The 11,393-nt window shown below is 68.1% G+C and carries 10 protein-coding genes and 3 pseudogenes; 6 read left to right on the top strand and 7 right to left on the bottom strand.

Annotation, left to right across the window (positions count from 1 at the left end):
- The 4 genes and pseudogenes from ABZ915_RS47800 to ABZ915_RS47785 all read left to right on the top strand — a co-directional run.
- Positions 1-202 (top strand): transposase (locus tag ABZ915_RS47800; RefSeq protein WP_361817490.1); only part of this gene is annotated, 202 nt, incomplete at its 5' end.
- 47 nt (positions 203-249) lie between these two features.
- Entirely contained in the window at positions 250-897 is a 648-nt protein-coding gene (locus ABZ915_RS47795) for a phosphotransferase (RefSeq protein WP_361817488.1), read from the top strand.
- A gap of 109 nt (positions 898-1,006) precedes the next feature.
- A pseudogene (locus ABZ915_RS47790) lies at positions 1,007-2,487 on the top strand (IS1182 family transposase).
- A gap of 153 nt (positions 2,488-2,640) precedes the next feature.
- A pseudogene (locus ABZ915_RS47785) lies at positions 2,641-3,006 on the top strand (HAD family hydrolase); the annotation flags it as partial.
- Here ABZ915_RS47785 and ABZ915_RS47780 read toward each other — a convergent pair.
- A pseudogene (locus tag ABZ915_RS47780) lies at positions 2,987-3,262 on the bottom strand (hypothetical protein); the annotation flags it as partial. The pseudogenes ABZ915_RS47785 and ABZ915_RS47780 sit on opposite strands and share 20 nt — an antisense overlap.
- 195 nt (positions 3,263-3,457) lie before the next feature.
- On the opposite strand from ABZ915_RS47780, the gene ABZ915_RS47775 reads away from it, so the two are divergent.
- A complete protein-coding gene (locus ABZ915_RS47775; protein ID WP_361817485.1) occupies positions 3,458-3,616 on the top strand; it encodes a hypothetical protein in 159 nt (52 codons plus the stop codon).
- 14 nt (positions 3,617-3,630) lie between these two features.
- The gene (locus tag ABZ915_RS47770; protein ID WP_190016516.1) at positions 3,631-4,683 is read left to right on the top strand and encodes an alcohol dehydrogenase catalytic domain-containing protein; all 1,053 of its coding nucleotides are present in this window, start codon (positions 3,631-3,633) and stop codon (positions 4,681-4,683) included.
- A 710-nt stretch (positions 4,684-5,393) separates the two neighbouring features.
- On the opposite strand, the gene ABZ915_RS47765 is transcribed toward ABZ915_RS47770, so the two are convergent.
- The 6 genes from ABZ915_RS47765 to ABZ915_RS47740 all read right to left on the bottom strand — a co-directional run bounded on the left by ABZ915_RS47765 (position 5,394) and on the right by ABZ915_RS47740 (position 11,102).
- Entirely contained in the window at positions 5,394-6,506 is a 1,113-nt protein-coding gene (locus tag ABZ915_RS47765) for a catalase family protein (RefSeq protein ID WP_361817482.1), read from the bottom strand.
- Between the two features lie 83 nt (positions 6,507-6,589).
- Positions 6,590-6,892, bottom strand: coding sequence for a hypothetical protein (locus tag ABZ915_RS47760; RefSeq protein WP_361817479.1), 303 nt, complete (start codon positions 6,890-6,892; stop codon positions 6,590-6,592).
- Positions 6,893-6,910: 18 nt separating this feature from the next.
- Positions 6,911-7,084, bottom strand: coding sequence for a hypothetical protein (locus tag ABZ915_RS47755; RefSeq protein WP_361817477.1), 174 nt, complete (start codon positions 7,082-7,084; stop codon positions 6,911-6,913).
- A gap of 532 nt (positions 7,085-7,616) precedes the next feature.
- The gene (locus ABZ915_RS47750) at positions 7,617-7,943 is read right to left on the bottom strand and encodes a DUF6087 family protein (RefSeq protein ID WP_361817475.1); all 327 of its coding nucleotides are present in this window, start codon (positions 7,941-7,943) and stop codon (positions 7,617-7,619) included.
- A 1,061-nt stretch (positions 7,944-9,004) separates the two neighbouring features.
- Entirely contained in the window at positions 9,005-9,628 is a 624-nt protein-coding gene (locus ABZ915_RS47745) for a 2'-5' RNA ligase family protein (RefSeq protein WP_361817472.1), read from the bottom strand.
- Positions 9,629-9,641: 13 nt separating this feature from the next.
- Positions 9,642-11,102: an XRE family transcriptional regulator gene (locus tag ABZ915_RS47740; RefSeq protein WP_361817469.1), complete on the bottom strand. Its 1,461-nt coding sequence runs from the start codon at positions 11,100-11,102 to the stop codon at positions 9,642-9,644.
- Between the last annotated feature and the right edge of the window lie 291 nt (positions 11,103-11,393).

Raw genomic sequence — 11,393 nt, 5'->3', positions numbered from 1 at the left:
GCACCGCCACAACCGCGGCCGCCACGGAGGCCGACCGCCGGCATTCGACCGGCAGATCTACCGCCGACGCAACGCCGTCGAACGCTGCTTCAACCGGCTCAAAGGCTTCCGTGGCATCGCCACCAGATACGACAAGACCGCCGCCTCCTACGAGGCAGCGGTCAGTCTCGCGTCATTTCTGCTCTGGGCAAGATCCGTTTGAAGACGGACCCTAGGAGCGTGGGTCAGTAACGCCAGTAGAGTCACGGTGTGACCGAGTTCGTTTTGTTGGCGACTGGCCGAGACGCTGATGTCTTCGCTCTCGACACGCAGCGCGTCCTGCGTCGTTACCGGGACGACGGGGACGTGGCCGCTGAAGCCGCTGTGATGGCCTATGTCGGTGGGTTGGGATTCCCGGTGCCACGGGTCTACTCGGCAAGTGGTGGTGATCTGGTCCTCGAACGGCTCACCGGTCCGACCATGCTGCAGGCGCTGGGCACTGGGGAGATCACCGCGGTGGTGGCGGCGGACCTGCTGGCCGGTCTGCATGCTCGCCTGCACGCGTTGCCGCCACAGATGCCGCACAAGCCCGGAGATCGCCCGGTGCATCTGGATCTGCACCCGGCGAATGTCATGCTCGAAGCGCGAGGACCGGTTGTGATCGACTGGCGTAACTCCAGACAGGGTCCGCCTGAGTTCGATGTCGCCGTGTCCGCACTGATCGTTGCGCAAGTGGCGGTCGACTCCGCGCGGGAGGAGGCCGCCCTCGCCGGTACGTTCCTCACCGCGTTCTTGGCCAGCGTCGGTGCTGTGCCTTCCGAGGCATTGGATCAGGCAGTACGGTTCCGCCGGGACGACCCCAACCTGACTGCCCGCGAGATCGGCTTGCTGGGCGCGGCGGTCTCGTTGATCGGTTAGCGTCGCGGCCACAGCCGTGATGCTGCCGATAAGACGGCAGCCCACCCGCGGTGCGTGACTGTTCGTGCGGGATGATCAGGGCATGCGCGATGGTGATGGGCTGTTCGCCATGGAGCCGGTCCAGCCGCCCGGGTGGGGGAAGCCGACGACGTGGGGGGGGCAGTGGACAAGCGGTTTCGGGCGTTCGACCCGCACCAGGTCCTGCTGCTGCCCCCGTCACTGGACGATTGGCTGCCCCAGGACCACCTGGCCCGGTTCGTCGCCGACCTGGTCGACGAGGTCCTTGACCTGTCGCTGGTGCTGGCGGACTACACCGAAAAGCGCGGCTACCCGCCCTACGACCCCCGGCTGATGCTGCGCCTGCTGATCTACGGCTACACCACCGGGGTGCGCTCCTCCCGGGCGATCGAACGCAAGTGCGCCGACGACGTCGCGTTCCGGTTCCTGGCCGCAGACCAGGCCCCCGACTTCCGCTCGATCTCGCGGTTCCGCCGCCGCCACCTGGACGCCCTCGCCGACCTGTTCACCCAGTCCCTGCACCTCGCGCAGAAACTCGGCATGGTCAAGATGGGCCGCGTCGCGCTGGACGGCACGAAACTGGAGGCCAGTGCCTCCAAGCACAAGGCGATGAGCTACGGCCGCCTGATCGACAAGGAAGAGCGGATAGAGGCCGAGATCGCCGCTCTGGAAGCGAAGGCCCATGCCCTGCTGGCCGACGCGGAGGCCGCCGACGAAGCCGAGGACCAGATTTTCGGCGTGGACGGCAAGGATGTGGACCTGCCCGCCGAGCTGGACCGCCGCGAGAAGCGCCTGGCCAGGCTGCAGGCCGCCCGCGCGCAGATCGAGGCCGAAGCCGCCGACAAGGCTCGCGCCCACGCCGAGGACAAGGAACGCCGCCGTCAGGAGCGTGCCGGCAGCAGCGACGAGCAGGCCGTCACCGACGCAGGCGAGAAGGCCGCAGCCACGGCCCGGCCCAAGCCCAAGGCCCAGGCCAACTTCACCGACCCCGACTCGCGGATCATGAAGAACAGCGACGGCGCCTACATCCAGGCATACAACGCCCAGGCCAGCGTGGACGCCGAACACCAGATCGTCACCGCAGCCGACGTGACGACCAACCCATCGGACGCGCTGAACTACACCATGATGCTCGACCAGTCCGCCCAGAACACCGGCATCCACCCCAAGCAGGCATTGGTCGACGCCGGATACTGCTCGGAGACCAACCTCGAAGCCGCGAAGGACCGCCAACTCGCCTGCGGAACCGACACGTTCATGACCACCGGCCGCCTCGCCCACGACGAGCAGGTTCCGCCCGCTCCACGCGGGCGTATCCCCGCCAGCGCCACCCTCAAGGAGCGTATGGCCCGCAAGCTGCGGACCAAGCCCGGCAAGACCGCCTACAGCCGCCGCAAGGCCATCGCCGAACCCGTCTTCGGCCAGATCATGACCTGCCAGAACGGCCGTCAGCTCCTCCTGCGCGGCGAGGACGGAGCCCGCGGCGAGTGGCGACTGCTGGCCTCCTGCCACAACCTCCGCAAAATCTTCCGACACGCCGGGACCACCGGCCTCGTCGCTCTGGTCAGCTGACCAGCCGGGCATCCCGGCCCATCACAGGCCCGAACCAGGCCGCACATCGGACGGACAGGACCCCAGCGACCGCTCGCAGATGCCAGCGGCGCGACCGCTATCGGTGCTATCGAGCAAGAGAGTTGGCCGCCTACCCATAACTGACCCACCCTCCTAGGCATCGCCGGGAACCAGACTGTGCGCGCTGGCCGAATCCTGAGGGAGTTGTTCGCTAACGAAGTCGACCTGATTGGCACCTCGGATGATTGGGGTGCCTCAAAACCCGACCCGGCGTTTTTCCGCCGTGTCGCCGAGGTCGTGCCCGTTGAGGTTGGCGAGATACTCTACGTCGGGGACCGGATAGACAACGACATCCGTCCGGCCGCAGCCGCAGGAATGCATACTGCGCTCATCCGCCGCGGTCCTTGGGCGACCATTCAGTGGGCCACCGAGGATGCCAACAAACTTCCGACTCTCAGGGTTGAGAGCCTTTTGGAGCTGTCTGGGCTGATCACCACGTTCAACGCGCAAGTGCGCTGACGGTCGTCGACCACCCATACAGCCGATCATCCAACTCGCGCACGTAGGGTTCGTGCTGGTGCGGTGTGAGCGACCGACGCACCTCCCGCACCCGATCCATCCCCATGGCGTACCAGGTACGCTCCAACTGATCAAGGGCGCGCAGGGCGTACTGGCTGGCAGCTTCGGGATCGCCCGCCGCTGACTCGACTGCGGCAAGGTCACCGAGCACGACCGTACTCTGTTTCTCCTCGGTGGGATCAAGGGTGTCCAAGACGGACCCTAGGCGGCCGAGCGCATAAATCGTATGTCGCGCCGGGCTCCCTCTTGTCTCCGACGGCACGGCACCCATACGCTCACCATCCGTACCGACTGGCCGGTATGCCTTGTTCCAGCGTCAGTGCGCGCCGATGCCGGCCTGCCGACCGTGCCGGCCGCCGATCCAACACGACCGTCGAAGGAGCCGCCGGAGTTGAGCAGAATCAACGGCCAGGTGCGCCTGGCCGCACGTCCCGTGGGAGAGCCGCGGCCCACCGACTGGCAGCACGTCGAGGAGGCGATCCAGATGCGACTGTTCCGTGGTGATAACCACGGCAAGCTGGTGCTGAAGATCGCGGACCGACCGGCCTGAGGGGGAGAAACACGATGAAAGCACTGACCTACCATGGCCGTCACGACATCCGCTACGGGGATGTCTCCGACCCGGCCGTCACCAGCCCTACCGACGCGGTGGTGCAGGTGACAGCGGCCGGCATCTGCGGCAGCGACCTGCACATCTACCGCGGCAACCCGTTCAGCCCGGAACTGGGCTACACGCCGGGGCACGAGTGCGTCGGCGTTGTTGTCGACACCGGCGGCCAGGTGACCCGCTTCAGGCCCGGCGACCGGGTTCTGGTGCCCGCCTCTGTCGGCTGTGACCAGTGCCGGTCGTGCGCGGCCGGGTTCACCGCCCGGTGCGAGCGCGCCACGTCCAGCACGGACCTCTGCTACGGAGTGAGCCCGCAGCTCCCGGGCAGCCAGGCCCAGGCCCTGGCGGTGCCATACGCCGACGTCAATCTGGTGCACTTGCCCGAGGGCATCTCCGACGAGGCCGCCGTCGTCCTGACGGACAACGCCCCCACGGCCTGGTACGGCTGCCGCCGAGCCCGCATCCAGCCCGGCGAGACCGTCCTGGTCATCGGCCTCGGCCCGGTCGGCCTCATGGCCGCCCAGTCCGCCTTCGCGATGGGCGCCGCGCGGGTGCTGGGCGCAGACCTGGTCGCGGAGCGCCGCGCCTTCGCCGCCACCCTGGGTGTCGAGCCGGTCGAGGGCGAGCACGCGCGGACGGCCATACGGGACATGACCGACGGACGCGGGCCGGACGCCGTGGTGGAGGCCGTGGGGTCGGACGCCACCATCGAGCTCGCCCTCAAGGCCGTCCGGCAGGCCGGCCGGGTCAGCGTCATCGGGGTCAGCCAGAGCAAGGCCTTCCCCTTCCATATGGGACTTGCGCAGATCAAGGAACTGGAGTTCGCCATCGGGCTGTGCTCTGTGCACTACGAACTCCCTGCTCTGATCGCCCTCACCCGTGCCGGCCGGATCAAGCCAGAGGTCGTGGTCTCCCACCGCTTCGCCCTCTCCGAAGGCCCGGCGGCGTACGAACTGTTCGCAGGCCGCTCCGACGGCGTCCGCAAGATCCTTCTCGACCCCACCCGCTGACCCTCCTGCGCAGGGCTGCCTCGTCCGATCCCCCGCGGCAGGCCCTGCGCCTCTTGCGCGGCCCGGGGAATCCCGCCGTGTCGCCCCGCAGGACCTCGGGTAGCCGGTTCCGGGGGAACAGGTTCCGCCGCCGAAACCGAGCGGCTCCGCCCGCCGCGCCGAGGGCAGGACCTGGCACGGGTGCGCCGTTCCGGCGTGGACGTGGCCAGGGCACCCGCGGCCTTCCCGCTTACGAGCGTGCGCTGGGCGGACTTCAAGACCGTGCAGCAGACGCTGCCGGCGCCATCCGGTCGAAACACCCCGCATCATGAGCGCGAACGTTCCGCAGGACGACTGGTCGCCGCTGGGCGAGATGGCCGTTCCCGAGCAAGGGGGTAGGGCGCACTCCCCCAGAACGACTGGCGTGATTGCAGTAGTCCGTCTGGCATGTGCGGGCGGCGCAGCTGCGGTCATGCGACGGCGATGGCACGACTCCGCCGCGCCCCTGAAGGAGGCAGGCCGTCGACCGAGCCGAGCCGACGCCGCCCACAGCCGCTCCCAGGACCCCACCGTGCGGGCGGTTCACGCCACTTGGGAGGGCCCGCCGCTACACGTCGTCACGCTCCGGGAAGAGCACGTGAGCGGCGTCGAGAATCCGTTGCCGGGTCGCTTGTCGCCCTGCCGCAGTCCCAGCGCGGTTGGCGCAGGCGGCGGGACGCGGCTGAGCCGGCTCAGCCGAGTAGTTGCGCGCTGCTGACCGGTTCGCGCCGCTGCTGCCCATTGATGCGGTGCCGTTCGATGGACGAACGCCGGTACACCTCCTGCCGCACCCGCTGGATCTCGCCGACAGGCCGGTGCTCCTCGCGTGAGCGCCACGGTGTGATCGACGTGGCGTCGGCGGCCGCCACGTTCTCGTCCCCGCCGATGTCCTGGCGCGGAAGGGCCACACGGGCGACGGTCACCCACGGGGACAGTTCCTGCGGCCACTTCACGGAGGTGTTGTCCACCGGCATGTGGGCCAGATCGGTGTTGAGCTGCACCTGGAGTTCGAAGGAGTGGTCCCGTTCCGCGGCCTCGGCAACGAGTGTGTAGCGGAACGCCTCGTTGTCCGCGCGCACGTCCACGATCTCGTGCGTCAGGGAGGCCACGGACTCGGTCGTGGGCACGGTCCGGATCTTGGCGATGTGGTCGCCGTACCGGAAGGCGCCCATGCTGTTGTAGGTGTACGACAGCAGGTTCCTGCGCGGGACGGTGGTGAACGACAGCATGGCGAACAGTTCGTCCCACAGCCAGCTGTCGGGATCGATGAGCGTGCCCCGGCGGGTCAGGAACTCCGCCATCCAGGTCTTGCGGCGGGCTGGGTTCACCAGGGCCTCCGGCAGCTCCGCGAACAGGTCCTCGATGACCATGTAGTCGTAGGCGGTGTTCGCGAAGAAGACATCGTTGTTGATCAAGTTGAGGTCAAAAGTACCGCTGTCCGGTTCGTCGTCCAGCAGTGAGGGGCCGGGGACCCCGAACAGCTTGATGCCCATCCCACACGCCGCGCCCAGCTGATGGTCGGGGCGCTGATGACCAAGGCCGTTGGAGTAGCGGACGACGGCGTCGTACACGGTGGGTCGGGCGAAGATGCCCTGACCGTAGAAGCCGCGGTTGTCACCGACCGTGACCGTGGCCTTGAGAAGGCCGTAGGTCTTTCCGTGGGCCGTGCGGACGGCGCGGCCAACGACCTCGCGCTCGACCGAGGTGCGGGTGCGCTGCGCCACCTGTGCCACCACCGCATCCAACTCCTGCTGGTACGTCCGATGTTCGGCGGGGCGGTAATCCTCGTAGCGGACGGGATCCATGGTGTTGCCTCCCTGTGCTGTGGTGTCGACTCCAGACGCTAGCCAGCAATTAAATTGTGCACAACATAACCGACTGTGGTGAATCACACGTTGGCGAGCGCAACCATGGCGGGGGCACACCACACCCCAGCGTTATCGAGCAGGAGTTTGGGAGGCACCGGGTCTCTTGCCGGATGGACGAGCGTGGCCAGGAGCTGGTCGACGGACACCAGCAGGTGCGTCGCACCGGCGCCCACGGCTCGCTTCCGCGGCCGGGAGGCCAGCCTGGCCTGATGCTGTTCCTGCCACAACGGACCTGCTTCGGACATGAGTTCCGCGATCACATCGGCCGACAGATCCGTGATCGGCCGATCGTTGAGGATTGCCGCACGGTTCGCGTTCCCCACTAGAGCGTGTTCGATAGGTCAGGCCGAGAGGTAGGCAGACGGAAGGAGTTCAGACTCGGGCGAGAGCGTGACGACGCGGATCTGGTCGCCATCGCGGTAGGCCACGCTCCCCGGCGCGTCGGTGACGGCTGGATGGTAGTCCCCGCAGGACAGCGTGGAGAGGACCGTGGCGCGCAGGCCCTCGCGGAGCATGGGGTAAGGCTCGACCCACCGGACAAGCCCTAGATCATCGAGCTGTGCCGGCGTGGTGACCGTTCGGTGGGCCAGGTCGCCGAGGACTTCGACCTGACCGAGACCGCGGTGCGCGACCGGGTCAAGCAGGCCGAGGTCGATCCCGGCGAGCGGGACGGCCTAGGCTGCGGGAGGACGTGGAGATCCTCAAGCGGGACGGCTTTCTTCGCGAAAGAAACCCGGTGACGGTGCACCCGTTCATCGAGGCGGAGAAAACCAAAGGTCACAACGTCAAGCGTGCGTGTGAACTGCTCCAGGTCTCCCGAGCCGCCTTCTATGCCCATTACACCCTGTCCAACACCCCCGGGTACGGGAGCGACCCAGGTGTCTTACGGGAGGCTGGTGGGTCGCGATTCCGGCTCCCGCCCAAGGCGTGCGTGAGGGCGCCGGTGCCGCGGTCGGAGCCGCCGAACGGTCTGGGCATGGGATTGCGGGACCGTGCGGCGGCTGCTTGATGACCCGGCTCGGGAGAGAGGGGGCAGCGGAGTACAGGTCAGTTGGTGTCGGGGCGGCGGAACACTTCCGTCGGCCGCCAAGGTTCCGGCGCCTTGGGGAGCTTGCTGAACGAGGGGAGAGGGACCCGGTACGCCCGAGCCGCTGCACCCTCGCCGGTCTCCTGGGCGGCAGTCGGGAAGTCCTCGGCGACACCCACCGGAACCCACTGGTGCCCGTCCCACTCCTGGATGCCGCGCGGCGCGTCAGCGCCGACGTGGGCTCCCTGTTGTGCCTGGCCGCCAAGCGGGGCGACCCTACGCTCCCCGCGGGCCGGGCGGCGTTGCTCGCGGCGTTCCGCCCACTGTTCCAAAGGCTCGTCGTCCATGCGGTACTCCCTCCTTGTCGACCCGTCCAGTCTGCCGCGTCGGCACGGTGGCGGGGAACCAGCAGCCGGCCTCACAGAGTTGCCGTCCATCCCCCTCTCGTCAGAGTGGTCGTGCCGTCAGGGCTGATGGTGACGTGGGCGCCGTAGACGGGGAGTTCTCCGTGCTGTAGCCACCACCATCGGATGTCGTCGAGCTCGTCGTACAGGCGGCGATGCTCCTCAGTCGGGAGGGAAAGGGGCGCGCTGGCGCAGGGAGCGGAGGAATTGCGACCAGTGGCGTATACGGCTGAAGCGCGCCCGAAGACACGTCCGGCATCAGCCGGGCCTGTGAGGGCTCGGAGCCGAAGGTGGCCCATGTCTCCATGACCACACCGTAGATCAGCCGCCACCTCCGCAAAGTCGCGTTTGACGAAACTGGTCCCACGAGGACCGCGGCCATCCGGCGGTCGGCTCCGTACGGAATCATGTGGGTGGGGCGCGGGGGCGCAACCGGAAGCAGCGTTGGCCCGTGGGACGCCCTGAAGGACGAGGAAGGCGGCGGCGACCCGGACGCCGGTGACAACGCCCCCGAGGGCAAGGCCGAGACAAAGACGACGCCTCGGTCCCAGACTCGCAAGCGGGCCGACGAGTAACCCAGACAGGTCCGGCCCGGCATCCCTGTTCCACGCGCGGGGGTGTCGGGCCGCTCCGCTATCCGGAAGGATGCGCTCGTGGACGCTGCTGTCCTGGCCTGGCTCCTGGCGCAACTCGGCCCCGCCACCGACCAGACGGACCTGCTAGCCCGCTACGCCCGGCTCGGCACCGCCCGGAGCGTCGCCCTGGAGGTGCTGGACGACCGGCGCGACCAGGACCCCGACAAGGCGGGAGGCACAGTGCGTACGGTTGAGACGGCAACGGAATGGCCGATATCTCACCCGCGCTGTCGGCGCGCTATGGGCCCTCGTCCGGATGTTGGGGTAGCGGCGCGAACTGCCCGTTGATCGTGTGCGTTGGTGGGCTGTCGTTTGTGCCCCGGCCCGCGACCTGCCGGAGCACAAGCCGTTACTCACCTCGGGGCTGGCTCAGCCCAAGGGAACGGTCTCGAACGACTCCCACTCGTACATCTGGTTATCGCGGTGGATGACGATTAGCTCTGCGCTGGCAATGCGGGCGCGCGCTGGCGTGAGGTCGGTGTCGTCGAGAGCCTGATAGAGGGGTGCTGCTGGGCCGTCGCTCGCGCTGTAGGCGACCGACACGTGCGGGGTGAACCCGTCCGCGTTCTCGGGCACCTCGGGGAGTACATCGCCGATGGCGTGGCGGATCGCGTCCCGGATGGCCCGAACCGGGCCGTCCGGGTGGACGTGCAGCAGCACGGCTTCTGGATCCGGCGCGTGCGGGCCGATCTGCGCGTCGAAAGCGGGGATGGCGGCGAGCCGGGGCCGGGCCGCGTCCACGATGGCGTGGACGTCCGCCTCCTGGACTTCCTCGACGAAGCCGATTCCCTGCATGGTCAGGTGCAGCCACCGATCTGGTACTGGGGTGAGGACGTCCCCGAGCGGGGTCAGGGCTTTCCGGTACTGGGCAGCGAGGCGGTGCACCTCCTCCTGGCCCTCGAAGGTGAGGTGCCAGGTGTAGAAACGGCGACCCACGCTCCAACCGGGACGCCACCACCAGTGGTTACGCATGCTCTCCAGTTGAGTGCTCATGCCAGGGATCAAATCAGGCAGAGCCAGCACCTGGCGAGAGCGCATTGCGCGGGACGGAGTTGACACAGAACTCCTCGATGGCCGCGCGCAGCCCGACCGCAGCGGTGCCCGAGTGCGGCTGACCGATGCCAGAGGACAGCTCGTTCAGGCGCTTGGTGACGGGCGCCAGACGCTGGTCCGGGGGAAGAGCGAGCACGGGCATCAGCGCTTCGAGAGCGCCTTCCGCCTCACCAGTGGTGAGGCGGGCCGCGGCCTGACTGATGTGGATCTGTGCCTCGGTGCCGTACGCCCTGACCCGCTGTGTCGAGAGCAGTGCCAGGGCGTTGTCCGCCGCGCGTAGTGCGTCGGCAGGGCGCCCGATGCGCAGCTGCACCGCTGCCGCGTAGTTCTCCTGGCGGGCGCGATGGCAGGTGAAGATGCCGCCCACCTCATCTTCACCCGTGGCCGCGCTGCAGGCGTCCTCGGCACGGCCGAGCGCGGTCAGCGCCTCCTGCTCAGCCCCAAGGTCTGACCAGGCGTCCGCTTCCTGGCAGGCCAGCAGCACCTGGACAGAGCCCATCGTGCGGAAAGAAGCCCCACGCCGCGCGAAGGTGATCGCCTCCCGCAGACGGCCGTCCCAGAACGCCACTTTCGATCGCGTCGACAACACCCAGGCCCTCAAGTCGTTGTGCCCGGCGAGTTCCGCGCACAGCCAGGCGGTGCGTCCCTGTGTGTCCGCGTCACGCAGCTGCCCTAGGTCGGAGGACATCCACGCGAGCAGCCCGCACAGGTAGCCGGCGACCACGTACAGATCCGTGGACTGGCGTGGGTATTGATGCCCCTCCAGCAGGCCGAACACACGGTCGCGTAAGGCCCTGGTCCGCACGAACAGAGGGACTGGGTCAGAGGTGAGATAGTCAACGGCCAGAGCGCGGGTCTCGGCCATGAGTTGCTCGAGAGCGACATCGCCCACATTCGACGCCTCGGCCCACTGCGCCCAGGTGGCGGACTCGTCGGCGGCCAGTTGCACCAGGTCGGAGTGCGTCGGCTCGGGTGCTGGCGGCGGCGGGCTGGACACTGCTGTCGGCTGGGCCAAGTGGGCAACCTGGCTGCTCACGATGCGCAGATCGGCGTCCGGGAACGCCCGCCGGTCCTCCATGTCCAGGAGGTCGGTGACGCGGCACTCGAGCGCTGCCGCCATGGCGAACAAGACGGCCAGGCTCGGCCGCCGCGAGGAAGGTGCTGGCCACTTCTCCCACTTGCTGACGAGCGATGCATCGGCGGCGACTGCCTCACCTGGGCGAGCGGCTCGCGTGATCTGGTCAGCGGTCTCCTGGAGGGTCCAGCCGCGCGCATGCCGCCAGGCTTCGCGCGGGCGCATCCGGTACCGGGTGCGCATCTCGATCGCGATATCCGCGACTGTGCAGCCTGCGGTGGTCATGTCGTGACGTAGGACATCCCGGTCTGCTTTCGAACCAGTTTTGGGGGCGTTCATGGGCAGCTCCCTGCACGGCGTTGTGGACTCACGGTAGCGACGTGATCGCACTCGCGGGTGACCGTCACCCACAAAACGCGGCCTTCGGTACCCAACAGAGCTGCAGAACTTCAGAGTTATCGCTGGTCAGCTGTCCGGGAGGCGTCCAGAAAAGTTGGTCACTGTCGCCCGTGACGCCAACTCGTCCTCTTGGAAACGTAGGAGAGCACTGGGCGCCGGCCGTGGGCGCACACCAACACGGTCGGCGTCTTCCATCCCTTCCGTCTCGATCATGATGAGAGCCATGTCCAC

The sequence above is a fragment of the Streptomyces sp. NPDC046915 genome, assembly GCF_040644935.1.
In the GTDB taxonomy this organism is placed as follows: Bacteria; Actinomycetota; Actinomycetes; order Streptomycetales; family Streptomycetaceae; genus Streptomyces.
The sequence above is the reverse complement of the archived record's forward strand: the minus strand, read 5'-3'. Positions and strand labels throughout refer to the sequence as shown.